Here is a 24,327-nt window from a genome sequence, read left to right on the forward strand (position 1 = left end):
TAACAAAATATTGATTCATCTTCGGGGCAGGGTGAAATTCCCGACCGGCGGAAATGGAAGCGAAAGCTTTTTAGCCCGCGAGCTTAACAGCTGATTCCAGTGAGATTCTGGAGCCGACAGTATAGTCTGGATGGGAGAAGGTGAAGGCGAAGCCGTCTTTTTGTCTGTTAGGCAACGGCTTATTTAAGTGCGAGCATTCTATTGGGTGCTAGTGTCTTATTTAAACACGTCTACACACTCCCTTTAGCATGAATTTGCTGAAGGGTATTTTTGTGAAGACAGGCGAAAGATTAGGCAGATCCTTTCCTCTTTGTGAAGTGAATCGCAAAAGGAGAGAGTAGTATGAATAGCAAGAAATTACGGGTGATGATTTTAGTCGCCATCCTAGGTAGCATTTCCACAGTACTAATGCAGTTTAACTTCCCGCTACCAGCACTACCAGGTTTTTTGAAGATCGATTTTAGTGAAATTCCCGCAGTATTAGCGGTGATGACGCTAGGTCCGGTCGCAGGAATTCTTGTAGAGTTATTGAAGAACGTTCTCTACTGGTTCTTATCAGGAAGTCCGACAGGTGTACCTGTTGGGGAAATAGCTAATTTTGTGACTGGCGTATTGTTCATCATGCCGATCTACTTTATTTTCAACAAATTCCGTACCTCGCGTGGCTTGACTGTGGGACTTATATCAGGCACAATTTCCATGGCAGTTGGCATGAGTCTGTTAAATTATCTAGTCTTCTTGCCGGCATACACGTATTTCTTAAATGCACCGCCAGTAACTGGAGACGGACTTTATACAATGATCGTCTTAGGTATCTTGCCGTTCAACCTAATTAAAGGTGCTATATTAATGGGGATCTCCTTACTGCTATTTAAAAGTATGCAGAACTGGATTTCTCAACAACATCGCAAATTATCGGTTTGAAATAGAAAAACAGGCTACCCGCTAAAATGCGGGTAGCCTGTTTTTAGTCTTCATATTTAAGTGGATCGCCTTCGAATGGATCATCTGCAATTTTGATAGAGTCTGTTGGACATCCGTCAAATGCATCTTCAAGGTCCTCCAGCAGTTCTTCTGGAACTTCAGTATTTCCCGTGTTATCATCGAGGATAACAAACGCAATTCCTTCATCATCATAATCATAAATATCAGGCGCTGCAGCTCCGCAAGCTCCACAAGCGATACATGTGTCCTGATCTACGATAGTAAACTTTCGAGTAGACATGTTCGTTCTCTCCTCTTTTCTTCGCACTAGCAACTAGGTACTTCATCCATTCTAAAACGGTTTTCTACAGTTTTCAACCTTTAACCACTAGAAAGTAGGGATTCTTAGTGAAGTTGAGTTCAATAATTTTAAAGATCGCAGAAAAAATGGATGGGCAAAGGTCTTTAAATGCGAGTTTACATGTCTTACGTGGAAAGCGTTCAGGGCAAACACTCCAAGATATCGATTATTTTTCAATAAAACCATATTTTTCGCTACTCCCGAAACTAGCAGATTCAACTTTTGCAGAAGCTGTCAGGGCCCTTCAACATGAAGGATTGATAAGAGAAAGTGAAGGCATTGTAACAGTCACGGAAAAGGGAAAGCGAACGGAAAAAGAACTACGAGTTTTTCACTTTGATGGCTGGAATTATAGAGGAAGGGAAGAGATTTTCTTTTTGAGATTGGTCTTACTTGTACAAACGCTATCTCAGTTACGAGAATCCCGAAATTCTTTTCATCCAATTACGAATGACCGTAAGATCCAGCAGTTTGTGAAAGAAGTATTAAGAAGTCTTTACGATGCAAGACAGAATAGCGCACGTTATTTAGCAGGTGAGCTGCTACTAGCTTTGGAAATGACCGGTATTTCTGACCTTCAAGCATCCATATTGAGTCACCGCTTAACCGGTGTGGACGCTTCAGGCTGGACGTGGGAGCAACTTGAAGAAGCAACAAGCGAACCTGTCGCCAGTTTACAACTCGAATATTTAGAAGCGCTACACCGATTAATTGCTGTATCTGAAAGTGAAGAGTTTGCTGAAAAACTCCCGATATTACAAAAGCTTGCATATGGTATTCGTATTGAAACACCACTAACAGATTCGACCGCGATTACAAAAAAGTTGTTTGACCAAGGAGTGTCTATTGAAGAGATTGCAAGTACACGTCAGTTAAAAGTGAATACCATTGAGGATCATATTTCAGAAATTGCAGCGAATGATAGAGATTTTCCCATTTTACGATTTGTAAAACGTGAAGATCAGCTAGCGGTCAAGATGGAAGTGAAAAACAATGATGTCAAACGCCTACGTCTTCTGAAAGATAAGTTTCCTCATTTATCCTATTTTCAGCTTCGTCTTATTATGAGTACAATGAAAGGAGAACACGTGTAATGGAGCTTCATCATGAACTTAAAGTACGATTTGGATTTGACGAATTTCGACCAGGCCAAGAAAGTGTCATACGCTCAATATTGGGACGAAATGATACACTTGCAATACTGCCAACCGGAATGGGGAAGTCGTTGTGCTATCAGCTGCCTGGTGAGATGCAGGATGGGCTTGTCCTCATCATATCCCCACTCGTTTCTTTGATGGAAGACCAGGTGGCGAGTATTCGCAGGCGTGGCGAAAAGCGCGTTGCGGCAGTTAATTCATTTCTATCATCTGAACAACGAAAATACATATTTGATGAAATTCATAAGATAAAATTTCTATTCATCTCTCCTGAAATGATTAGTCGCCCTGATATGACAAATTTTTTGATGAGATTACCGATTTCAATTCTAGTGGTGGATGAAGCCCATTGTATTTCCCAGTGGGGGTTCGATTTTCGTCCAGATTATTTGCGTCTAGGAGAGTTCATCCACTTAGCTGGAAATCCTCCAGTTTTAGCGTTGACCGCTACTGCTGATGCGAGAGTAGAAGCAGATATCATCCACTACTTACAAATGTCTAAACCGACCGTCATTCGCCAGTCCTTGGATCGACCTAATTTAACGTATGCGGTTCAACAACTGGAAACGGAAGCTGATAAGACTACATGGCTGAAAGAACGATTAATAACGACTAAGGGTCCCGGAATTATTTATGTTGCCTCGAGGAAACGTGCGGAAGAACTGACACGTGTACTTCAGCAAGAAGGAATTACGATTGCTTCGTACCATGCAGGAAAAGAAGCAGGGGACCGTAATATTATTCAGCAACAATTTCTGACTGGGGAAATATCTTGGATTTGTGCAACTAATGCATTTGGAATGGGCGTACATAAAGACGATATCCGGCAAGTTATTCATGACCAAATGCCGGCATCTGCAGCTGCGTATGTTCAAGAAGCGGGCCGTGCGGGTAGAGATGGAGAGAGGTCCAGTGCAATCTTGTTGTATGTTACAGACGACGAGCAGAAAGTTCGTTTCATTGTGCAAAAGGATTTGCCTGATGAACCACAAGTCCATCATTTTATGGCGATGCGGGCTTCTGGTCAGTCGATAGAATCTTCAGCAGAACTTGCGGGGATTTCTGAAACGGGATCCAGAGTTGTTCAGTATTATCTGGAATCACTCACTTTAGAAGATGTTCTTAAAACGTTCACAAAATTAAAGTACGACAAAGAAGAAAAGTTAAGGCAAATGATTGCCTATGTACATGAGAAGACCTGTTTACGAGGGAAGTTACTCTCTTATTTTGATGAGACATTTCAGACGAATCCTGATATGTGCTGTTCCGTATGCGGCACGGCTAATGACGATTGGCTTTTAAGCAACGAGAGTTTAGGAAATCGAAGACGACTCCTACAATGGGAGGAGAGAATTCAACTACTGCTTTGTTAGGAGACCTTATTGCCGTTTACTTTTACGACAAAATTCGTCATAATAAAGATATAGTAATAGGGGATAGGAGAATGCCACTATGACAAAAAGTGACTATAACTCAGAGTTCGAAGAAAATAGAAAAGAGATCGACTTAGGTGAGGATACTAAAGCAGATCTGCCCTCTCGCGTTAAATTACGTCAGAATAAGAATGCGACTCCTAAGCGGAATAAGAAAGAATCTAGCAAAGGTCTCACGCTCATCAATGTTATTCTTGTTCTCTTTACATTAATCCCGATTGGAATATTTGTGTATGTTCTTTCAGATTTGTATAATCCTAAAGACGATACTACCGTCAATATTGATAAATCGGATGTGAAATATGAACTTGGTTCAAGTCAGTCACCGAATTCTTCGAATGATGTGGCGTCCGATTCTAATGAAAAAGAAGATGACGATTCGAAAAAGGATGACACCGCTAAAAAGGATGAGAAAACGGATTCACAGAAGTCCGAAAATAAGCCTGTAGCCACACCAAAACCGGATCCAAAACCAGAAACGAAACCAGACCCAAAACCAGATCCAAAACCAGATCCAAAACCAGATCCAAAACCAGAAACAAAGCCGGATCCAAAGCCGGAAGAGAAGCCAGCTGCAAAATCACATACCGTTCAACCGAGCGAAACGCTTTATCGAATTTCGGTCACTTATTATGGTTCGGGTAGTGGGGTTGAGAAAATTAAAGCGGCAAATGGTTTATCATCAAATTCAATCAGCGTTGGACAGACGCTGGTCATTCCTTAATTACAAATTTCGAAAAGGCAAAGTACGCTAACTTTGCCTTTTTCATATGGTAGGTGGATGTATGAAAAATGTTTGGATTGGAATACGTGTGTTATTCACGTGTTTAAGCTTATTGCTTGGATGTATGTTTTATAGTGCACATAAGAATTCTATAAAAACCCACCGCATGAAAGTAAAAAATTCCTCCAAAGCCGACTCACAACTTAATGTATTTTTTATAAGTGATGTGCATCGCAGAAGAATACCTACTAAACTGTTAGACAAAGTCCGATTACGGTCCAGTTCAGTTGATCTAGTTATTATTGGTGGTGATGTGGCTGAGAACGGTGTCCCATCAGAAAGAGTGAAAAGTAATGTGGAAAAGCTATCTACATTAGGACCGGTTTACTACGTATGGGGAAATAATGATAGAGAAATTGGAGAATCCGTCATTCGAGAAATTATAAAGGGCGTCGACGGAACAATACTTGATAACGAAAGTGTTCGCATCCCGGAGCATCCAGATTGGATTATTAGTGGTGCAGATGATCCTTCGAGTGGAAATACAAACTTACAAAAAGCTGTGTCATACACTGAAGAGTATACGTATCAGCTTATTGCAGTTCATAATCCTTCGTTGTTCAAAAAACTTCTCCAGATTTCTAATCCTGAGCTTCTCCTAGGTGGCCATACACATGGAGGACAAATTCGCTTTGGACCTTTTGGAATGCAACCACAGGGAGAATTTAAGGATGAAAAGGAACATGCACAACTGATAAGCAATGGTTTTGGCACAACGTTGGTTCCACTACGTTTTGGGGCTCCCCCTGAAACTCATCTTATTAAAATTGAGTATAAAAAAAGGAGTGAAACAAGTCGACATGCTTAAAACAGATGCCATTATTATAGGAGCAGGTCCTTGTGGACTATCTGCTGCTATTCATTTACAACGATTAGGTCTTGATGTGTTGCTGATTGAAAAGGGAAGTATTGTAAACTCGATTCACAGCTATCCCACACATCAGACATTTTTCAGTTCAAGTATGAAATTATCAATCGGTAACATTCCATTTATAACTGCGAAAGATAAACCTCAACGTAATGATGCGCTTGTTTACTATCGAACAGTTGCCGAACTCGAACAATTAACGATAAACAGTGGTGAAACAGTTGTATCTGTTGAAAAAACAGGGCAAGTGTTTCATCTCACAACGGATAAGAGTGTGTATGAAGCTTCATACGTTGTAGTTGCTACAGGTTATTACGACCAACCTAATCGCCTTGAAGCTGTCGGTGCCGACTTACCAAATGTTCATCACTATTTTAAGGAAGCGCACCCATACTTCCGAAAGAATGTAGTAGTCATCGGAGGAAAAAACTCTGCAGTAGATGCTGCGCTTGAGCTTGAGCGAGCAGGTGCTAACGTGACAGTTGTTTATCGCGGTGCCTCTTACTCACCTAGTGTGAAGCCCTGGATCTTACCTGGGTTTGAAAGTCTGGTGAATAACGGGAAAATCAGAATGATTTTTCAAGCTACTGTAGAAGAAATTAGGAGAGATGCAGTCCGGATCCGTACCGAGACAGGCGTTGAAGAAATCGAGTCGGATACTGTGTTTGCAATGATTGGTTACCACCCGGACTACAATTTCCTAGGAAGTATAGGAATCGAGTTGGAACAGGAAAGCGGATGCCCATTATATAACGAGGAAACGATGGAAACCTCAGTAGAGGATCTCTACATTGCGGGTGTGATTGCTGCCGGTAATAATGCAAACTCAATCTTTATTGAGAACGGACGGCATCATGGAGAGGCCATTGCTTTATCGATTTCCGAAAAGATGAAAGCAAATTGTTAACAGAATAGGTAATTGTTTCTGTATTTGTGATATAATCACCCTGATTGGGGGTGCGAAGCTTGATAATTTTGTTTACAGTTGCAATCGCTCCGTCACTGGCATTATTTAGTTATCTTTACTTAAGAAAAGAAATTTCAAGGGAACCTTCGCGCACTCTTTTTCAAGCCTTTGTTTACGGAGCAGTCATGACGTTTCCGATTCTGTTCGTTCAACATGTTTTCGTCGAGGAACAGGTCTTTACCAATGAATTTTTACAGAATACTGTATTCACAGGTGCTTTGGAAGAATTTTTTAAATGGCTAATTTTATTAGTCTTTGTTTACAAAAATTTTGAGTTTGAAGATGTGTATGACGGAATTCTTTTCGGAGCCAGTGTATCGCTAGGGTTCGCGACAGTTGAAAATATCCTGTTTTTGTTTACATTTGGGCTGGATACGGCGTTCATTCGTGCGTTATTGCCGGTTTCCAGCCATGCATTGTTCGGTGTTGTTATGGGATACTATTTTGGAAGATCGAAATTCGCAGTGGCGGATAGAAAAAAATGGAACTTATTAATTGCGTTGATTTTTCCATTTGTGTTACATGTTACCTACAATGCAATTTTGGAAATTCATGATCTATGGTTATATTTAATGATTCCATTCATGTTGTTTTTATGGTGGTTCGGACTTACAAGAGTGAAATACGCACATGTTTTTGCAATGAGACAAATTCAAAAAAGAGCACGATGAAAACCATCCATTATTATTGGATGGTTTTTTTGTGTGGAAATGGAACAACGCGTCATAATTCCACCGATTTAGGACAGTCTAAAGGTACAAGAAGAACGACTGGAGGAAACGACATGAACAAAACAATACGCACAATGTTGATTGGATTGCTCTTTTTTGTAGGTATTCAATTGTCACTTTCAACTGACACTCACGCTTTCACGGATCGGGGACTTGCTAAAGGGACTAAAGGAGACGATGTTATTGAACTTCAAGCTAGGCTTCAATATATCGGGTTCTTCAAGGGTAAGATAGACGGAAATTTTGGGTATCAGACGTATTGGGCTTTACGCGAGTTTCAGGAGAAGTATGGGATGCCTATAGATGGTATCGCAGGAACTAAAACAAAGAAAAAGTTAACTTCGGTTTCTTCGTATGACAAGAAATTTGTCATGGACAATATTAAGGCCGGTAAAGAATTTACTCATTATGGAGGCAAGCCGTTGTCGTCTCAAGTTAAAGGTGGGGCTGCTAATTCAAAACCAAGTACCAATACCCAAGTCCCTTCAAAATATAGTGAGGACGATCTTAAGCTATTAGCGAATGCTGTATATGGTGAATCCCGAGGGGAACCTTATGAAGGTCAAGTGGCTGTAGCAGCTGTCATCTTAAATAGAATCGAGCATCCTGACTTTCCGAATACGGTTGGTGGTGTGATTTTTCAACCAGGTGCATTTACAGCTGTTTCAGATGGTCAAATTTGGCTAGAACCTAATGAACGAGCAAAAGAGGCAGTAATAGATGCAATGAATGGATGGGATCCTTCAGAGAACGCAATTTATTACTTTAATCCGATAACTGCTACAAGTAAATGGATCTGGTCACGCCCTCAAATTAAAAAAATAGGGTTGCACATTTTTTGTAACTAACAAGAACTTCTTACTTGTCGTGAAACTATAACTAATACAGAAAGCAGGTGTAGTACATTCTTATGAAAAAATTAGTGTTTCTTGCTGTTTTCGCGATTGTTGCGTTATCTGCGTACTCCTATTCGACAGCTACACAAAATAAGGATTTGCAAAATGCATTGTCTGTGCAATATGCAAAAAATATTTCTGATGCCTCTTCGAAGCTGCAAGACTTAGACGAAGCCGTTAAGAAGACGTTGCTATTCAATCAAGGCAAAGGAGATCTTGAGGCTCGCGAGGATATTTGGCGGTTGTCTTCGGATATTCAACAATCAGTCGCATCACTTCCTCTCGACCAAGGATTTTCGACAACGTGGATGAACTACTTAGGAAGGTTAGGAAAGTTTTCTAAAGAAGGAGATGAAAAGACTGATCCTACAGAATTTCACAAAGTAATGGATCGTGCTTCACAAAATATTCAAAGTCTATCAGACCAATGGTCAGTTGCAACTGCCGATATGGCTAGTGGAAATCTTTCAATGGCTGAATGGCAGGACCGACTGGACGGAGAGAAAGCTTCTTTCGACTGGAAAGGATTAAGTGCATCCATTCAACAATATACGGAAAGTGATTTCCCACTAACAGCGAGTGAATCCGACGCGTTAAAGAAAAAAGAATTAAAGAATATTAAAGATCCTGCTGTCACCAAAGAAGAAGCGCTAACTAAATTCAAAAAATTATTCCCCGATGTGTCTAACCAAGTTATTGACACAACAGAAAGTAAGCCAGGTGCAGCCTATCCATTTTATCATATCCGTTTTGCAGATAATGACTCGGTAGGATATATTGACATCACTAAAAAGGGAGGACATATTCTTTCCTTCCTAACAGAACGACCTTCGGGTGCAGGTACTATGGAATTAGACAGTGTTCGTAATCGGGTAGAAACATTCTTAAAAGATTCAGGATACACTGATGTAGTGTTTGAAGAAGTAAGAGAAAACGACACAGCTTTTCACTTTGTTTATACGCGAGTGGAGAAAATGCATAAGGCGAAAGTGTTATCTGATACAATCCAGATAAAAGCAGCAAAAGAAGATGGTCGGATTCTGGGTCTTAATGCTGCGGAGTATATTCGAAAAGAACAGCTTAAAGATCAACCAATGATTACAATAGATTGGAAAACATTTTTTCATAAGAACGTAAAAGTAAATAAACAAGAACTTGTTTATGTCGAAAATGAACATGGTATTCAACGTCTTGCCTACGCCCCAACTGTAACTCTAGAAGAAAACGGTGAAATTGGTACGTATCTCGTCTTAGTGGACACTGAAACAAAAGACGTAATTAGGACGGAGAAACAACCTTAAAATAGTGATTGGAAAATCCCGCCACTCATGTCATAATACTAGTATGAAATCATGACAGGTGGCGGTTTTATGAAGCTTGCATTAGGAACCTCAATCACAATAGACAAAGATTATACCGAGGAAGGCGAGAAATTTAAAAGTCGAGTAGTGGATATGGGGAAAGATTGTGTAATGATCGATTATCCCACCCATCTTGAAACAGGGAGAACTGCATTCTTTATAGACGGTACTCAACTTTTGGTCTCATTCGTCGATGAGTTGAAAATGGCTTATGTCTTTAAGACTGAAGTGATGGGAAGACTGAATCGAGGAATCCCGATGCTTCAGCTGTCGTATCCAGGTGATTTAGAATTGATAAAAATTCAGCGTCGGGAATTTGTACGTGTAGATTCCCCGTTAGATGTAGCTGTAGATAAAGACGGTATCGTTCATCAACTTGTTGCTGAAGATATAAGTGCAGGCGGAATGGCTGTCAATTTGGCGAAATCAAATTTTGAAGAAGATGATATTGTGAGGTTGACTATTGTTCTTCCCTACGCCAATAATTCCATTAAATATGTGCGAGTAAATGCGAGAATTGTCCGGATTTGGGAAAAAGATGGTAGGAGAATTGCATCCTTGCAGTTCGACCAAATCGATCCGGATTCTCGGCAACAAGTTATTCGTTTATGCTTCGAACGACAATTAAAAAAACGGAATGAATAGGAAAAAGTCTTTAAGAAAAAGACTTTTTCCTTTTCGCTATGGTACAATGTTTGCGAATTGAGTACGGGGGTAATGGAAATGGAAAAAGGAATACAGATTGCAATAGATGGTCCTGCTGCTGCAGGTAAAAGTACAATCGCAAAAATAACAGCAAGTAAGTTGGGATATACCTACATCGATACAGGTGCAATGTACCGAGCTCTAACATATAAGGCGTTAAAAGAGCATATAGATGTATATGACGATGATGCACTCTCTAGTTTGTTGGAGCAGATTGTCATTGAGTTAGTACCAACCGAAGAAGGACAAATTGTCCGTGTAGATGGTGAAGATGTTACGGAAGAGATACGTTCACAGGAAGTTACGTCAAATGTATCTGCTACCGCTGCTCAACCACGTGTCAGAGAGATGATGGTAGAAAAGCAACGACTTTTAGCGAATACTAAAGGGGTTGTAATGGATGGTAGAGATATTGGGACAGCAGTATTACCGAATGCTGAACTGAAGATTTTCATGACTGCTTCCGTGGAAGAACGTGCTGAAAGACGTTTTGTGGAGAACACAAAAAGAGGCATCGATCGTTCGATGGAAGAGCTCTGCCAGGACATCTCGAATCGGGACAAGGCGGATACAGAACGTATCGCATCTCCACTGAAGCAAGCGAGTGATGCAATTTTTATCGATACAACATCGATGAGTATTGAACAGGTTGCAAATACGATTATTCATCATGTAGAAAAGAGGAAGCGCCCATGAATTTATATCCTCTTGGAAAAGCACTATGCACTGCCGTATTAAAACCGTTCTATCGAATCAAAGTAATAGGTCAAGAAAATTTTCCGAAAGACCAAGGCGTTCTTTTGTGTACCAATCATATCGATAACTTAGATCCGCCTGTTGTTGGTTTAACAGCTCCGCGTCCTGTACACTTTATGGCGAAAGAAGAGCTGTTCCAACTACCTTTGTTAAAATCGATATTACCTAATGTGAATGCTTTTCCTGTGAAACGCGGGCTGAGTGATCGTCAGGCGATACGTAAAGCGCTTGAATTACTTCGCTCAGGACAAGTAGTTGGAATGTTTCCTGAAGGAACAAGGAGTAAAACTGGGGAAATAGGGAAAGGACTAACTGGGGCAGGTTTTTTTGCACTAAAAGGGGATGCATTAGTTATGCCTTGTGCAATTATCGGCCCTTATCGCCCATTCAAACAGCTGAAAGTAGTTTACGGGGAGCCTATTGATATGACGCCTTACCGTGAACGGAAAGCTTCTGCCGAAGAAGCAACGGAAGTAATTATGACTGCTATTCAAAAGCTAATAGAAAAAAATCGTTGACACACAAGTTCAATTTTTTGTTTTTATGGGTATATTCCAATAGTATAGAACTATGATTATTATGGAGGAGGACTACATATGACTGAAGAGATGAATGTAGAAGCAATGGACGGGTATAACGAAGGAGATCGGGTGACAGGTAAAGTAACAAAGATTGAAGATAAATCTGTCACTGTAGAAATTTCTGGAGCACCATTTGACGGCGTGATTCCAATCAGTGAATTATCTAGTCTTCACATCGAAACAGCATCAGATGCAGTAAAAGAAGGCGATGAACTTGAACTTTCTATCATTAAAGTTGAAGATGATGCCTTCGTGTTATCTAAACGTACAGTGGATGCTGAAGATGCTTGGGATACATTGGAAGAGCAATTCAATAAATCTGTCACAATTACAACAGAAGTGAGAGATGTTGTAAAAGGTGGTTTAGTAGTGGACTTGGGCGTGCGAGGTTTCATCCCTGCATCGTTAGTCGAAGATCACTTTGTCGAATCATTTGAAGACTACAAAGGTCGCTCAATGGAGTTTAAGATTGTAGAAATGGATAAAGAGAAAAACCGTTTAATCCTTTCACATCGTGCGGTTATTCAAGAAGAGAAATCATCTAAAAAAGAAGAAATACTAGAAAACCTTCACGAAGGTCAAGTCCTTGAAGGAACCGTGCAACGTATTGCTTCATTTGGTGCATTTGTAGATTTGGGCGGTGTGGACGGCTTAGTTCACATTTCACAAATCGCTCATGGACATGTTGAAAAAGTTTCAGATGTCCTAAAAGAAGGCGATAAAGTCCAAGTGAAGATTTTGGCTGTGGATCGCGACTCTGAACGAATTAGCTTATCTATCAAGGAAACGCTAGCTGGACCATGGGAAGGTATCGAGGACAAAGCCCCTAAGGGTGCAGTGTTACACGGAACTGTAAAACGTCTCGTGTCTTACGGAGCTTTTGTCGAAGTATCCCCAGGAGTCGAAGGTCTTGTGCATATTTCAAGAATTTCCCACGACCATATTGGAACACCGAACGAAGTCTTGTCTGAAGGACAAAATGTAGAAGTGAAAGTATTAGACGTCAATCCTAACGACAAACGTCTATCTCTAAGTATTAAAGATCTAACTGATAAAGTAGAGGACACATACGATGGCTACGAAATGCCAGAAGAACCTTCTGGTTTCTCTATCAGTGATGTCATCGGAGATCAGTTAAAAAAGTTCTCTAACTAAAAAGGTTTGCGAACCTGTAACAACTGTATTGAAAGAGATGGCTCTTTTAGGAGCGCCATCTCTTTTTTTTGTGTATAATATGCAGAAGATAGCTTGGAAGGATGAATGACTAATGAGTAAACCAACAGTAGCCATCGTAGGACGTCCGAATGTCGGTAAGTCTACGATTTTCAACAGAATTGTCGGAGAACGAATTTCGATAGTGGAAGATGTCTCCGGTGTGACCCGGGACCGAATTTACAGTGCGGCAGATTGGCTGTCTCACGACTTTAATTTGATTGACACGGGCGGTATTGATATTGGGGATGAACCATTCCTAGTTCAAATTCGTTTGCAGGCAGAAATTGCAATCGAGGAAGCTGATGTAATTATTTTCCTTACAAACGGAAGAGAAGGAGTTACTGATGCAGATGAGCAAGTTGCGAAAATCTTGTATAAGACCAAAAAGCCAGTAGTACTTGCCGTCAATAAGGTGGATAACCCTGAGATGAAGGATATGATTTATGATTTCTATTCACTTGGTTTCGGCGATCCGCATCCTATTTCGGGATCACACGGCTTAGGACTTGGAGATCTTTTGGATACCGTTGCAGAAAGTTTCCCTGATCCATCAGAAGAAGAAATTGAAGAGGATGTTATTCGCTTTTCTTTAATCGGTCGACCGAATGTTGGGAAATCCTCTCTAGTCAATGCATTGCTTGGTGAAGACCGTGTTATCGTCAGTGACGTTGCTGGTACTACAACAGATGCGATTGACTCTTCATATGAATATGAAGGACAGAAATTTAAAATTATTGATACAGCAGGAATGCGTAAAAAAGGTAAAGTGTACGAAAATACGGAGAAATACAGTGTGCTCCGTGCGCTAAAAGCAATCGATCGTTCTGATGTTGTTCTGATTGTCATTAACGGTGAAGAAGGTATTCGTGAGCAGGATAAACGGATTGCAGGATACGCAGAAGAAGCGGGGAAAGGAATTCTATTTGTCGTCAACAAGTGGGATGCTCTCGAGAAAGATGAAAAGACGATGAATCGTTTTAACGAGGATATTCGTAAAAACTTCTTATTCCTGGATTATGCACCGATTGCTTATGTTTCTGCAAAAACAAAACAACGGGTTCGCTCATTGTTTGATATGATCGTTAATATTAGTGAAAATCATTCGATGCGTATTCAATCCAGCGTACTAAACGAAGTAGTTGAGGATGCAATTGCTAGAAATCCTGCACCGACTGATAAAGGTAAACGACTCCGTATTTATTATTCAACTCAGGTAGCAGTTAGACCTCCTGCTTTTGTAGTGTTTGTAAATGATACAGAACTGATGCACTTTTCATATGAACGATTCCTTCGCAATCGTTTGCGTGAGTCTTTCGGATTTGAAGGGACACCAATTCGGATTATCACTCGGGCTAGAAGTTAACGAAACTGTGGGAAAGGATGAGGAAACGTGATAAAAGTTTCTGTAATTGGTGCAGGAAGCTGGGGTACTGCACTCGCCTTTGTTCTTGCTGAAAATGGACATGACTGTCTGATTTGGGGAAGACGGGAAGAGCAAGCCAATGAAATAAACGAACAGCATACGAATGATTCTTACTTGAAAAATTGTAAGCTACCTGAATCACTGAAAGCTACTTCGAATCTAAAGCAAGCTGTTGAGCATGCTGACGTTCTAATTGTTGCTGTACCAACAAAAGGAATGCGAGAAATTGGTACACAATTAAATAGTTTGATACAAAACCCGAAACTCATCGTACATGTATCAAAAGGAATTGAACCAGATACTCTCAAGCGGATAACTGAGATGCTAGCAGAAGAAATTCGACCTGAATCACGTAGAGCCTTAGTTGTCCTCTCGGGGCCATCTCATGCCGAAGAAGTCGTATTGCGTCATCCGACGACCGTGACAGTGGCTTCAGAGGATGGTCAAGCAGCAGAAGAGATTCAGACATTATTCATGAACTCGTATTTCCGTGTGTATACAAACGAAGATGTTCTCGGAGTGGAGCTAGGCGGGGCTTTGAAAAATGTCATCGCACTTGCTGCCGGTATTACAGACGGTTTAGAATACGGTGATAACGCAAAAGCAGCACTAATTACTCGAGGCCTCGCAGAGATTACGCGTCTTGGGGTTAAGATGGGCGCTAGTCCACTTACATTTGCAGGACTAGCTGGTATGGGAGATCTAATCGTCACAGCGAACAGTGTCCATTCGCGTAACTGGAAAGCAGGAAACATGCTTGGAAAAGGACATTCACTGGAAGAAGTGACAGAAGGCATGGGAATGGTGATTGAAGGCGTCCGTACAACTAAGGCAGCTCATCAGCTGGCAAAGCAATATGACGTTTCTATGCCGTTAACAGAAGCCTTATATTCTGTCTTATTTGAAGGTCATGAACCTAAGGAAGCGGTAGATTGGTTGATGAATCGAGGGAAAAAGAAGGAAACTGACGATTTTTCTAATTAAAAAAGCGTTCTTTATTTCCTCATGAATACTTGTTGTGACGCCTAAATTTACGACTGGAAGGAATGACGTACTTTGTCCTCATTGGATAAAATGTGGCTATCTTTTTACGCCATGGGTTTCATGATGATCTCAATGGGACTCATTCATGTTAGCCGTACCAAATTAACAAATAAGCTCCTTAAGATAGTGTTTGCAGTCATTGCCTATGGTTTACTGATCTTTTCATTCTTTGCAATGATCTATCTCGTCTTTAACGGACCTACGGGAGGCTCGTAACCCCATGAAAAAAATGTTATGTCTTCCTATAATGGCGATAATCTCTGTTCTTTTGTCAGGATGCATGTACCCTCAAGATGAAATGGAAAGCAAGCAGAGGCCGTATGAGGACCAGCTGGAGACTGTTCAAAAAGCTGTAGATACGTACAGAGAACAATCCCAAGGTTTATTGCCGATTAAAACGCGGGATATGGATATTGATCAATATATAAAGTATCCAATCGACTTTACTAAAATTGTTCCATCGCTAACGGAGAAAATCCCTTCAAATGCTTATGAGCAAGGGGGGATTTATCAGTATGTTTTAATGGACGTGGAGGAAAATCCAACCGTTAAACTAGTGGATTTGCGTGTTGCAGAAAGAATTCGGGAACTAATATTACGAAAAACGGTGAATGGTGTACTTCCTTTCAAAGACCCTGTTCAAGAAGGTGCGAACGTCTATGAAGTGGACTTCGAAAAAATGGGACTAAAGGAACCGTTGACTGTAGAGAGTCCATATTCTGATGCTCATTTACCACTCGTTGTCGGTGGAGATGGCAATTTCTATATCGATTATTCAATAGATTTAAATCGTATTTTGGAAAAGGAAAAGCCTGATGTGAAACCGGGTGAGGACATTCGATTCTTGCTTTCAGACAAAAATCCAATACTCCCTGCGTATTCATTACCGTATACGGTGAACGATAACAACGAACCGATTTTCATGAAATCGTCTAACTAAACAAAAAACGTTTCGTGCTTTTATGCATGAAACGTTTTTTGTTTTCATAAACTACTATGCGTAGAAAAGGAGGACGATGGAAATGAAAGAAGAACTATATGAAAACTTAGCGAGACGAACAGATGGCGATATTTATATCGGAGTGGTAGGTCCTGTTCGTGTCGGAAAATCCACTTTTGTTAAACGTGTTATGGAAGAAGTAGTTATCCCCAATATGAGTGAGCAGGCAGACCGTACTCGAGCACAGGATGAGCTCCCACAAAGCTCTCCAGGTCCAGTCATTATGACAGCCGAGCCGAAATTTGTCCCTGCACAAGGAACGGCGGTATCGATTGGAGATGGGGAACTCTCTTTTCAAATTCGACTAGCAGACTGTGTGGGGTATGTCATCGATGGAGTGAAAGGGTACGAGGATGAGGATGGACCGAAATACGTCCATACTCCATGGCATAATGAACCGATTCCATTTGAAGAGGCGGCTCGTATCGGGACAGACAAAGTCATTCGAGATCACTCAACAATCGGTATCTTGCTGACTACCGACGGAACAGTCAATAATATTCCGAGATCTTCTGCTGAAGCTGCGGAAACAGAAATTGTATCAAAACTTAAGGAAATTGGTAAGCCGTTTGTCATTGTTCTGAACTCGAAAATGCCGGCACATGAGAAAACGGTTCAACTAAAACAACAATTACAGGAAGAGCATGGCGTTCCTGTCATCGCAATTAGTGCGGATCAGTTGAATGCGCAGGAAATCCAATTGATATTAAAAGAAGCCCTTTATGAATTCCCAATTACACATATTGATCTTCAAAAGCCAGACTGGATGGATGTACTAGGCTCAGAGCATTATTTGAATTCGAATATTGATGAAATAATCAATGAAGGATTCCTTGAAGCATCCAAGATCCGTAAAGTTCAACAACTAGCGGAGCGGTTGAATGAAGAGGACTATATTAAGCACGCAGAAGTTATTGAGGTAGATGCAGGAAAAGGAAGAGCCATCCTGGACTTGAAAATAGACGAACAAACGTATTTGGGAGTTTGTGAGTCCTACATGGATACTGAGATGAAAACGAAGAAAGACTGGCTGATATTCATCCAAGAAGCGGTTAAAGCGAAAAAGTCTTATGATATGTTCGCTGAGGCGATCGAGACTGCGAAAAAGGATGGATATGGGGTCGCACTGCCAACCATTGCAGATTTTCAGCCGACACAGCCTGAACTTATCAAACAAGACTCATTTTATGGAGTACGCATGAAAGCGACAGCTCCTGCGCTACATGTTATCCGGATTGACATGGAGGCAGAATTTGCTCCACTCATCGGGTCAGAATTCCATAGTCATCACTTGTTGAAAGAACTGAAAAATGCTTACTTACACGACCGTGAAGCGCTGTGGGAGACTCAATTGTTTGGAACACCTCTACATGAAGTGTTGAAGGAAAGTATCCGATTTAAGACGTCTGCAGTCCCTTCCAGCGCACGTAGAAGACTGCGTGAGACCATTGAAAAAATGGTGAATGAAGGAAATAAAGGTATGGTGACGTTCATCGTCTAATGAGTAAAGATCCGTCTACAGCGGGTCTTTTTTCTGTTTTTGGGTTACGTAAGCAACACCTTGACTACAATATTCTTGCACCCTAGAATTGGTTATGTTACTCTTTTTACAGTGTTAAAGAGGTTAAACAATTGTTTGAGAGGAGGTGAACGAGATGAACAAAACTGAATTGATCAACTCCGTAGCAGAAGAAGCAGGTCTTTCTAAGAAGGATGCAACAAAAGCTGTTGAAACTGTATTCGAAACAATCCAAGACGCTCTTTCAAAGGGTGAGAAGGTACAATTGATTGGCTTCGGTAACTTCGAAGTACGCGAGCGTGCTGCTCGTAAAGGCCGTAATCCACAATCTGGAGAAGAAATTGAAATCGCAGCTAGCAAAGTTCCTGCATTCAAAGCAGGTAAGGCATTGAAAGATGCTGTAAAGTGAGTTCAATTACATAGAAGCCCGTCAGACGTCCATAACGGATAAGCTGGCGGGCTTCTTTCCGTATTACGCGGAAAATACGAGCCATCAACTGTACTGAATGCGAGGAGTATGCTACTATTTTGAAAGACTAGATGTGCATCAGAGGAGGTTCCATCGATGGAAGAAGTGAATTTTGGGAAAATAGAACAGGCGGTCACGATGATCCTCGAAGCGATCGGTGAAGATCCGGAACGTGAAGGATTGTTGGAAACACCAAAGCGCGTTGCAAAAATGTATGCAGAAGTGTTCGCAGGAATGGCGGACGATCCTCGTATGTACTTTGAAACCGTTTTTCATGAACAACATGAAGAAGTCGTCCTTGTAAAGGACATTCCATTTTACTCGATGTGTGAACATCACCTCGTTCCATTTTTTGGTGTTGCCCATATTGCATACATACCCCGTGACGGCGTTGTGGCAGGACTCAGTAAATTAGCAAGAGCTGTTGAAACAACGGCTAAGCGTCCTCAATTGCAAGAACGAATTACGACAACCGTTGCAGAAGTAATGATGGAGATGTTGAAACCACACGGTGTATACGTCATCATCGAAGCAGAACATATGTGCATGACGATGCGAGGTATAAAAAAACCAGGTTCGAAAACAATTACAACAGCGGCTAGAGGAATTTACGAACACGATGATGTCAAACGATCAGAAATTCTTTCGCTTGTAAAGTAAGGTTGTGGTCCTTTGCGGATCGCGGTTTAACTATGATATGATAGGTAAGATATGAAAGACGGGGGAGAGAACTATGACTGCACCAGATTACATCGTCATTAAAGCAAAAGAAGATGGTGTCAGTGTTATCGGGTTAACCCGTGGAAACGACACGAAATTTCATCATACGGAAAAACTTGACTGTGGAGAAGTGATGATTGCCCAGTTTACAGAACACACATCCGCTATGAAAATCCGTGGGAGTGCAGAGATTACAACTGCGCACGGGGTTGTCTCCAGTGAAGAGAGAGCATAACAGCAACCTGCATCGTTCACTTGTTAGATGCCTTGAAATGGAGAAACGGTGATGAATAAACACGAATTGAATTCAATTGTAGAAAAATATATAAGCGACTTGCAATATGCACTCCGTGAACCCATTTTGAAACGGGAAATCGGTCATTTTCCTGTTGACTCCATTAAAGCGTTTTTTCTTTTGCTGCCCATTGTGAACGAAAAAATCAAAGATGACAAACTTAGAAAGATCACTTTGTCTCTTGGAGCAATTCACGCTGCGCTCGATATTCACGATCGCATAGAAAGTACTCATGCGACGTCTGCTGAGCAACAACTTACAGTACTGGCTGGTGATCATTTCAGTGGCATCCACTATCGGATTTTAGCTGAAATTGGTGAGTTCGGATTTATACGCGAATTATCCCAAACAATCGCCCATATAAACGAACAAAAAACATCGTTGCACCATGAAAGACGTACGACTGGTCCGATCTTACTTGAAAGGCTAAAAGTAATCGAGTCAGGGTGCACTGCTACATACTATAAGTCGTATGGTTTTGAAAGCTATCTTGAGCTATCGGAGACTGTACTTACGTTTGTAAGGCTGGATAGAATGGCTAACTCCACAGAGCAACAAGCATTTGCAATTGATGAAACCATTGTTCAACAGGCGATGGATTTACTCTTACCAAAGCTCAATCTAGAGCTTGAGCAAATGAGTTCGTTGCACCCGGTACTTCAACAGGTAATTCATGAGCTTGTGAACCCGTTGAAACCGCTTAGCTGACATTGAAAAGAGGAGATTCCACTTGAGTCAATCTAAAGAACAGAAAGTACATTCTGTATTCGAATCGATATCAACTGACTATGACAAGATGAATTCTGTCATCAGTTTTAACTTGCACAAAAAATGGCGTGCTGACATTATGAAGCGCATGAATGTAAAAGCAGGATCTAAGGCTTTAGACGTCTGTTGTGGGACGGCTGACTGGACCATCTCTTTAGCACAAACCATTGGGAGTGAAGGAGATGTGACAGGTCTTGATTTTAGCGAAGCAATGCTCTCTTCAGCTGCGCCTAAAACTGATAAGTATCCTAACATTACTCTGATTCAAGGGAATGCGATGGACCTACCATTTGAAGATAATACATTTGACTATGTGACAATCGGTTTCGGCTTACGGAATGTACCCAATTATGAAACCGCGTTGAGAGAAATGTACCGAGTCGTTAAACCTGGTGGGATCGTTGCGTGCTTGGAAACGTCTCAATCAGAAATTCCTGGATATCGTCAATTATTCAGATTGTACTTTAATTACATTATGCCGGTATTCGGAAAGTTGTTCGCGAAAAGTTATAAAGAGTATTCTTGGCTTCAAGAATCTGCTGACGAGTTTCCGGGTCGTGAGGAATTAGCTCAGCTATTTAAGTCTGCTGGATTTACTCAAGTCGATTATCGTCCATATAGCGGCGGGGTAGCTGCCGGACATATCGCGATCAAATAATAAGCAGGCGGGAGAAGGGAATCATTTTGGAAAAGTTGAAGGCGATGGCATTATATACCGATTTCCGAAAGGAACTCATTTATATCGAGAAAGAGCTTGAGAATGCCGTTCAATCGGATTCTCCGCTTATTCAGCAAGCATCCATTCATTTGCTGAGAGCTGGAGGGAAGAGGATCCGTCCAATTTTCGTATTTCTTTCTTCCAAGTTCGGGGATTATTCGATGGAAACAACCGCAAAAGTAGCGGTTTCCTTAGAGCTAGTCCACATGGCTTCTCTCGTTCATGACGATGTCATTGATGATTCAAATATGAGAAGAGGGCGCAAAACCGTTAAAGCAAAGTGGGATAATCGAGTTGCGATGTACACTGGCGACTTCATTTTTTCGCGCGCGTTAACTTCAATTGGTGAAATTGAAATGACTTCCGTGCACAAATTGCTAGCAGATACAATGCTCGAAATCTGTAAAGGTGAGATTATTCAATTTGACTACCAAAGAAGAACGGACCAATCATTTCGAGATTATTTGCGTCGCATCAAGCGGAAAACAGCGCTTCTCCTATCATCTAGCTGTGAGCTAGGTGCATTAATCTCTAATGCGGATGATGAAGTTGTGCGTCGATTGAGGAACTTTGGATATTATGCTGGAATGGCGTTTCAAATTGTCGACGACATATTAGACTTAACATCTTCGGACAAGCAATTAGGAAAACCCGCTGGTTCTGATCTTCTTAATGGACATCTGACGTTACCTATTTTGTATATTCGAAACGAACCTTCGTTCCAACCTTATTTAACAAAGGCATTTGATGGAACGTTGTCAGAAAAGGAACGTACAGAAATGTTGCGCTATATAAGAGAGAGTGGAGCCATTGAAAAAGCTCATGAGGTAAGTGACCTATATCTAGAAAAAGCGACAGCTGAGATACGGATGTTACCGGATAGCGATGCGAAAAAAGCGTTTGAACAAGTAGCTGATTTTCTTGCTAAACGAACATTTTAAATTCTCGCAGAAAAAGAAAAAATTGAAAGATCGTTTCACCTTTGGTACGATCAGTAGGGGTAATCCCGATTTGTCACTATGAAGGAGTGTAATTGAATTATGGAAAAAACATTTTTAATGGTAAAACCTGACGGCGTTCAACGTGGTCTAATTGGTGAAATCGTAAACCGTTTCGAAAGCAAAGGATATCAGCTAGTTGGAGGGAAATTGATGACAATTTCTCAAGAACTTGCAGAGCAGCACTACGGTGAGCACAAAGAGCGTCCATTCTTCGGCGAACTTGTTGACTTCATTACATCTGGTCCTGTATTCGCAATGGTATGGGAAGGCGAAAACGTTATCTCTACAGCACGCCTTATGATGGGTGCTACTAACCCTAAAGAATCAGCACCAGGAACAATCCGCGGTGATTTCGCGGTTACTGTTGCAAAGAACATCATCCACGGTTCAGATTCACCAGAATCTGCAGAGCGTGAAATCGGTTTGTTCTTTAAAGAAGAAGAACTTTCTTCTTACGAAAAAGTAGTAAACAGCTGGATCAACTAATACAAAGCAAAAACAGCCTAGCGGGTTCCGCCGGCTGTTTTTGTTATACATAATTGCTGGATGGATGGAGGTAAACAATTGTCCGATTACACGAAATTTATCGCCAGTGTAAAACAAAAAACAGGAATTGACCTATCTCTTTATAAAGAAGCGCAAATGAAAAGACGTCTAACATCGCTTTATGAAAAACGAGGATGTAAAAATTTCACCGAGTACTTTGAGTTAATCCGCAATGATCGTTCCATGATGGATGAATTCCTGGACCGAATGACGATAAATGTATCTGAATTTTACAGGAACTCGCAACGATGGGAAGTGTTAGACACAAAAATCCTCCCACAACTTATACAGAAGACTAAAAAGTTGAAGTGTTGGAGTGCTGCATGTTCTACAGGAGAGGAACCGTATTCGATGGCGATGGTTCTGTCCAATCACCTTCCGTTAAGAGAAATTACGATTTCAGCGACTGACTTGGATAATGGAGTGCTTGAAAAAGCTAAGGTAGGTCTTTATCCGGAACGTTCTTTGAAAGAAGTGCCTCCTAATGTCAAGAAAAAGTATTTTAAGCAAGAAGGCCAGTTTTTCCAGGTTACTGACGAAGTGAAAAAAACTGTGGTATTTAAACAACATAATTTGCTCGATGATGCGTATGGTAATGACTTTGACCTAATCGTCTGCAGAAATGTCATGATTTACTTTACAGAAGAAGCCAAAGATCAAATTTACACGAACTTCGCAAAAGCGTTGAAACCTGGAGGTATTCTTTTTGTAGGGAGCACTGAACAGATATTCAGTCCCGAACGCTATGGTCTTGAATCTGAAGATACCTTCTTTTATAAGAAAATATGAAAAATCCGGACATTTCCGGGTTTTTTTGTTTAAACAAGTAGTCAATATTGCTGTAGTTTGGTAAAGTGCTAACAATGGTTCATTTCAGCAAGTATCAAAAGGGGGATATGGAAATGAGGATATTAACAGCGGGAGAATCACACGGTCCAGAGTTGACCACGATTATTGAAGGATTACCGGCGCAATTACCATTGACAGCTGAAATGATAACAAGAGAACTTTCACGCCGCCAAGGTGGACATGGAAGAGGTCGCAGAATGCAGATTGAAAAAGATCAGGTAGTTATTTCATCTGGTGTCCGCCATGGGAAAACACTTGGTTCACCTGTGACATTAACAGTCGTCAACGATGATTGGAAGCATTGGACATCTATTATGGGTGTTGAACCTCTTCCAGAGAACGTTAGACCCGAGGATATTAAACGTCAGATTACGCGGCCAAGACCTGGTCATGCAGACTTAGTAGGGGGCATTAAATACGGGCATCGAGATCTTAGAAACGTACTAGAGCGCTCATCTGCACGTGAAACAACGATGCGAGTAGCTGCAGGTGCTGTGGCAAAACAATTTTTACGAGAACTCGGTATCAATACGATTGCGCATGTTGTCGAAATCGGAGGTATTGTCGCTGATTCCGCTTCAACTGCTGAGCTTACGATGGAAGAGATTCGTGCACAAGTGGAAGCCGATCCTGTATATTGTGCGGATTCCGAAGTGTCACAAGCCATGGTAGAAGCAATCGATGACGCAAAAGGTCGTGGAGACACTTTGGGTGGGGTAGTGGAAGTTGTAATTGAAGGATGCCCACCTGGTATGGGAAGTTACGCTCAGTTTGACCGGAAGTTAGACGGTCGTCTTGCAGCGGCTATGATGTCCATTAATGCGTTCAAAGGTGTAGAATTCGGGATTGGCTTTGAAATGGCAAAGCGTTTCGGGAGTGAAGTACATGACGAAATCGTATGGTCCGAAGAGAGAGGCTATTTCAGAAAATCGAATCGTCTTGGAGGGTTAGAAGGTGGTATGTCGACGGGAATGCCGATTGTCATTAGAGGAGTCATGAAACCGATTCCGACGTTGTATAAACCGTTAGAAAGTGTCGATATCGACACGAAGGAGCCATTTACAGCAACCATCGAGCGGTCTGATCCATGTGCAGTTCCTGCTGCATCCGTCGTTGCGGAACACGTAATTGCCACTGAATTAGCTAAAGTGATTATCGAAGAATTTCGTTCGTTTGAAATGGATGGACTGAAAGCTGACCTAGAGCAATACCGTCTTTACGCAAAGGAGTTTTAAG

Annotated in this window: 28 protein-coding genes and 1 riboswitch; of the genes, 27 read left to right on the forward strand and 1 reads right to left on the reverse strand. The window is 41.2% G+C overall.

Annotated elements, in window-relative coordinates:
• Nucleotides 1–13 precede the first annotated feature (13 nt).
• Nucleotides 14–146: riboswitch (FMN riboswitch) on the forward strand.
• Nucleotides 147–342: 196 nt separating this feature from the next.
• Nucleotides 343–924, forward strand: coding sequence for an ECF transporter S component (locus ACR65F_RS11370; RefSeq protein WP_025784918.1), 582 nt, complete (start codon nucleotides 343–345; stop codon nucleotides 922–924).
• 43 nt (nucleotides 925–967) lie between these two features.
• Here ACR65F_RS11370 and ACR65F_RS11375 read toward each other — a convergent pair whose 3' ends face one another.
• Nucleotides 968–1,225 (reverse strand): ferredoxin, encoded by a 258-nt coding sequence (locus tag ACR65F_RS11375; protein WP_025784917.1) that lies wholly within the window; start codon nucleotides 1,223–1,225, stop codon nucleotides 968–970.
• Between the two features lie 107 nt (nucleotides 1,226–1,332).
• Between ACR65F_RS11375 and ACR65F_RS11380 the strand changes: the two genes are divergently transcribed.
• The 26 genes from ACR65F_RS11380 to aroC all read left to right on the forward strand — a co-directional run bounded on the left by ACR65F_RS11380 (nucleotide 1,333) and on the right by aroC (nucleotide 24,326).
• Nucleotides 1,333–2,379 carry a YpbB family protein gene (locus ACR65F_RS11380; RefSeq protein ID WP_440504470.1) on the forward strand — a complete coding sequence of 349 codons (1,047 nt, stop codon included), beginning with the start codon at nucleotides 1,333–1,335 and terminating at the stop codon, nucleotides 2,377–2,379.
• Nucleotides 2,379–3,815 (forward strand): RecQ family ATP-dependent DNA helicase, encoded by a 1,437-nt coding sequence (locus ACR65F_RS11385; RefSeq protein WP_039041797.1) that lies wholly within the window; start codon nucleotides 2,379–2,381, stop codon nucleotides 3,813–3,815. The genes ACR65F_RS11380 and ACR65F_RS11385 overlap by 1 nt, the downstream gene beginning before the upstream one ends.
• 79 nt (nucleotides 3,816–3,894) lie before the next feature.
• Nucleotides 3,895–4,599, forward strand: coding sequence for a LysM peptidoglycan-binding domain-containing protein (locus tag ACR65F_RS11390; protein WP_440504471.1), 705 nt, complete (start codon nucleotides 3,895–3,897; stop codon nucleotides 4,597–4,599).
• Between the two features lie 61 nt (nucleotides 4,600–4,660).
• Entirely contained in the window at nucleotides 4,661–5,467 is an 807-nt protein-coding gene (locus ACR65F_RS11395; protein ID WP_039041795.1) for a metallophosphoesterase, read from the forward strand.
• On the forward strand, nucleotides 5,460–6,434 hold the full coding sequence (locus ACR65F_RS11400) for a YpdA family putative bacillithiol disulfide reductase (RefSeq protein ID WP_440504472.1): 975 nt from the start codon (nucleotides 5,460–5,462) through the stop codon (nucleotides 6,432–6,434). Before ACR65F_RS11395 ends, ACR65F_RS11400 begins: the two co-directional genes overlap by 8 nt.
• A 59-nt stretch (nucleotides 6,435–6,493) precedes the next feature.
• Complete coding sequence (gene prsW / locus ACR65F_RS11405) at nucleotides 6,494–7,165, forward strand: glutamic-type intramembrane protease PrsW (RefSeq protein ID WP_039041793.1); 672 nt, start codon at nucleotides 6,494–6,496, stop codon at nucleotides 7,163–7,165.
• A 113-nt stretch (nucleotides 7,166–7,278) separates the two neighbouring features.
• The gene (gene sleB / locus ACR65F_RS11410; protein WP_440504473.1) at nucleotides 7,279–8,073 is read left to right on the forward strand and encodes a spore cortex-lytic enzyme; all 795 of its coding nucleotides are present in this window, start codon (nucleotides 7,279–7,281) and stop codon (nucleotides 8,071–8,073) included.
• Between the two features lie 62 nt (nucleotides 8,074–8,135).
• The gene (locus ACR65F_RS11415) at nucleotides 8,136–9,422 is read left to right on the forward strand and encodes a PepSY1/2 domain-containing protein (RefSeq protein WP_440504474.1); all 1,287 of its coding nucleotides are present in this window, start codon (nucleotides 8,136–8,138) and stop codon (nucleotides 9,420–9,422) included.
• 69 nt (nucleotides 9,423–9,491) lie between these two features.
• Nucleotides 9,492–10,127 (forward strand): flagellar brake protein, encoded by a 636-nt coding sequence (locus ACR65F_RS11420; protein WP_440504475.1) that lies wholly within the window; start codon nucleotides 9,492–9,494, stop codon nucleotides 10,125–10,127.
• Nucleotides 10,128–10,205: 78 nt separating this feature from the next.
• Nucleotides 10,206–10,883, forward strand: coding sequence for a (d)CMP kinase (gene cmk, locus ACR65F_RS11425; protein ID WP_440504476.1), 678 nt, complete (start codon nucleotides 10,206–10,208; stop codon nucleotides 10,881–10,883).
• On the forward strand, nucleotides 10,880–11,461 hold the full coding sequence (locus tag ACR65F_RS11430) for a lysophospholipid acyltransferase family protein (protein WP_039041788.1): 582 nt from the start codon (nucleotides 10,880–10,882) through the stop codon (nucleotides 11,459–11,461). The genes cmk and ACR65F_RS11430 overlap by 4 nt, the downstream gene beginning before the upstream one ends.
• Before the next feature lie 78 nt (nucleotides 11,462–11,539).
• A complete protein-coding gene (rpsA, locus tag ACR65F_RS11435) occupies nucleotides 11,540–12,679 on the forward strand; it encodes a 30S ribosomal protein S1 (RefSeq protein ID WP_440504477.1) in 1,140 nt (379 codons plus the stop codon).
• Nucleotides 12,680–12,791: 112 nt separating this feature from the next.
• Nucleotides 12,792–14,102 (forward strand): ribosome biogenesis GTPase Der, encoded by a 1,311-nt coding sequence (der, locus tag ACR65F_RS11440; protein WP_440504478.1) that lies wholly within the window; start codon nucleotides 12,792–12,794, stop codon nucleotides 14,100–14,102.
• 27 nt (nucleotides 14,103–14,129) lie between these two features.
• Entirely contained in the window at nucleotides 14,130–15,146 is a 1,017-nt protein-coding gene (locus ACR65F_RS11445) for an NAD(P)H-dependent glycerol-3-phosphate dehydrogenase (RefSeq protein ID WP_440504479.1), read from the forward strand.
• Between the two features lie 90 nt (nucleotides 15,147–15,236).
• Nucleotides 15,237–15,422 (forward strand): DUF2768 domain-containing protein, encoded by a 186-nt coding sequence (locus ACR65F_RS11450; RefSeq protein ID WP_255352950.1) that lies wholly within the window; start codon nucleotides 15,237–15,239, stop codon nucleotides 15,420–15,422.
• Nucleotides 15,423–15,426: 4 nt separating this feature from the next.
• Complete coding sequence (locus ACR65F_RS11455; RefSeq protein ID WP_440504480.1) at nucleotides 15,427–16,146, forward strand: YphF family lipoprotein; 720 nt, start codon at nucleotides 15,427–15,429, stop codon at nucleotides 16,144–16,146.
• Nucleotides 16,147–16,228: 82 nt separating this feature from the next.
• A complete protein-coding gene (spoIVA, locus tag ACR65F_RS11460; protein WP_052245729.1) occupies nucleotides 16,229–17,707 on the forward strand; it encodes a stage IV sporulation protein A in 1,479 nt (492 codons plus the stop codon).
• 154 nt (nucleotides 17,708–17,861) lie between these two features.
• Complete coding sequence (locus ACR65F_RS11465; RefSeq protein ID WP_039041781.1) at nucleotides 17,862–18,134, forward strand: HU family DNA-binding protein; 273 nt, start codon at nucleotides 17,862–17,864, stop codon at nucleotides 18,132–18,134.
• A 156-nt stretch (nucleotides 18,135–18,290) separates the two neighbouring features.
• Entirely contained in the window at nucleotides 18,291–18,854 is a 564-nt protein-coding gene (gene folE, locus ACR65F_RS11470; RefSeq protein ID WP_025784890.1) for a GTP cyclohydrolase I FolE, read from the forward strand.
• A gap of 73 nt (nucleotides 18,855–18,927) precedes the next feature.
• Nucleotides 18,928–19,149 carry a trp RNA-binding attenuation protein MtrB gene (gene mtrB, locus ACR65F_RS11475; protein WP_025784889.1) on the forward strand — a complete coding sequence of 74 codons (222 nt, stop codon included), beginning with the start codon at nucleotides 18,928–18,930 and terminating at the stop codon, nucleotides 19,147–19,149.
• A 51-nt stretch (nucleotides 19,150–19,200) separates the two neighbouring features.
• Nucleotides 19,201–19,917, forward strand: coding sequence for a heptaprenyl diphosphate synthase component 1 (locus ACR65F_RS11480; RefSeq protein WP_125103698.1), 717 nt, complete (start codon nucleotides 19,201–19,203; stop codon nucleotides 19,915–19,917).
• 22 nt (nucleotides 19,918–19,939) lie between these two features.
• Nucleotides 19,940–20,635, forward strand: a complete 696-nt coding sequence (locus ACR65F_RS11485) for a demethylmenaquinone methyltransferase (protein WP_039041779.1) — start codon at nucleotides 19,940–19,942, stop codon at nucleotides 20,633–20,635.
• A gap of 26 nt (nucleotides 20,636–20,661) precedes the next feature.
• Nucleotides 20,662–21,636 carry a polyprenyl synthetase family protein gene (locus tag ACR65F_RS11490; RefSeq protein WP_039041778.1) on the forward strand — a complete coding sequence of 325 codons (975 nt, stop codon included), beginning with the start codon at nucleotides 20,662–20,664 and terminating at the stop codon, nucleotides 21,634–21,636.
• Nucleotides 21,637–21,735: 99 nt separating this feature from the next.
• Nucleotides 21,736–22,182, forward strand: coding sequence for a nucleoside-diphosphate kinase (ndk, locus tag ACR65F_RS11495; RefSeq protein WP_025784884.1), 447 nt, complete (start codon nucleotides 21,736–21,738; stop codon nucleotides 22,180–22,182).
• Between the two features lie 78 nt (nucleotides 22,183–22,260).
• A complete protein-coding gene (locus tag ACR65F_RS11500) occupies nucleotides 22,261–23,031 on the forward strand; it encodes a CheR family methyltransferase (RefSeq protein ID WP_039041777.1) in 771 nt (256 codons plus the stop codon).
• A 113-nt stretch (nucleotides 23,032–23,144) separates the two neighbouring features.
• The gene (gene aroC, locus ACR65F_RS11505; RefSeq protein ID WP_039041776.1) at nucleotides 23,145–24,326 is read left to right on the forward strand and encodes a chorismate synthase; all 1,182 of its coding nucleotides are present in this window, start codon (nucleotides 23,145–23,147) and stop codon (nucleotides 24,324–24,326) included.
• Nucleotide 24,327: the final 1 nt, after the last annotated feature.

Source organism: Sporosarcina sp. SAFN-010, from assembly GCF_059415065.1.

Bases quoted from the DNA above. Each gene is read 5' to 3' on its own strand.
- ACR65F_RS11370 (WP_025784918.1), top strand. From the start codon at position 343: ATGAATAGCAAGAAATTACGGGTGATGATTTTAGTCGCCATCCTAGGT.
- ACR65F_RS11375 (WP_025784917.1), bottom strand. From the start codon at position 1,225: ATGTCTACTCGAAAGTTTACTATCGTAGATCAGGACACATGTATCGCT.
- ACR65F_RS11385 (WP_039041797.1), top strand. From the start codon at position 2,379: ATGGAGCTTCATCATGAACTTAAAGTACGATTTGGATTTGACGAATTT.
- ACR65F_RS11390 (WP_440504471.1), top strand. From the start codon at position 3,895: ATGACAAAAAGTGACTATAACTCAGAGTTCGAAGAAAATAGAAAAGAG.
- ACR65F_RS11395 (WP_039041795.1), top strand. From the start codon at position 4,661: ATGAAAAATGTTTGGATTGGAATACGTGTGTTATTCACGTGTTTAAGC.
- ACR65F_RS11400 (WP_440504472.1), top strand. From the start codon at position 5,460: ATGCTTAAAACAGATGCCATTATTATAGGAGCAGGTCCTTGTGGACTA.
- sleB (WP_440504473.1), top strand. From the start codon at position 7,279: ATGAACAAAACAATACGCACAATGTTGATTGGATTGCTCTTTTTTGTA.
- ACR65F_RS11415 (WP_440504474.1), top strand. From the start codon at position 8,136: ATGAAAAAATTAGTGTTTCTTGCTGTTTTCGCGATTGTTGCGTTATCT.
- ACR65F_RS11420 (WP_440504475.1), top strand. From the start codon at position 9,492: ATGAAGCTTGCATTAGGAACCTCAATCACAATAGACAAAGATTATACC.
- cmk (WP_440504476.1), top strand. From the start codon at position 10,206: ATGGAAAAAGGAATACAGATTGCAATAGATGGTCCTGCTGCTGCAGGT.
- ACR65F_RS11430 (WP_039041788.1), top strand. From the start codon at position 10,880: ATGAATTTATATCCTCTTGGAAAAGCACTATGCACTGCCGTATTAAAA.
- rpsA (WP_440504477.1), top strand. From the start codon at position 11,540: ATGACTGAAGAGATGAATGTAGAAGCAATGGACGGGTATAACGAAGGA.
- der (WP_440504478.1), top strand. From the start codon at position 12,792: ATGAGTAAACCAACAGTAGCCATCGTAGGACGTCCGAATGTCGGTAAG.
- ACR65F_RS11450 (WP_255352950.1), top strand. From the start codon at position 15,237: ATGTGGCTATCTTTTTACGCCATGGGTTTCATGATGATCTCAATGGGA.
- ACR65F_RS11455 (WP_440504480.1), top strand. From the start codon at position 15,427: ATGAAAAAAATGTTATGTCTTCCTATAATGGCGATAATCTCTGTTCTT.
- spoIVA (WP_052245729.1), top strand. From the start codon at position 16,229: ATGAAAGAAGAACTATATGAAAACTTAGCGAGACGAACAGATGGCGAT.
- ACR65F_RS11465 (WP_039041781.1), top strand. From the start codon at position 17,862: ATGAACAAAACTGAATTGATCAACTCCGTAGCAGAAGAAGCAGGTCTT.
- folE (WP_025784890.1), top strand. From the start codon at position 18,291: ATGGAAGAAGTGAATTTTGGGAAAATAGAACAGGCGGTCACGATGATC.
- mtrB (WP_025784889.1), top strand. From the start codon at position 18,928: ATGACTGCACCAGATTACATCGTCATTAAAGCAAAAGAAGATGGTGTC.
- ACR65F_RS11480 (WP_125103698.1), top strand. From the start codon at position 19,201: ATGAATAAACACGAATTGAATTCAATTGTAGAAAAATATATAAGCGAC.
- ndk (WP_025784884.1), top strand. From the start codon at position 21,736: ATGGAAAAAACATTTTTAATGGTAAAACCTGACGGCGTTCAACGTGGT.
- aroC (WP_039041776.1), top strand. From the start codon at position 23,145: ATGAGGATATTAACAGCGGGAGAATCACACGGTCCAGAGTTGACCACG.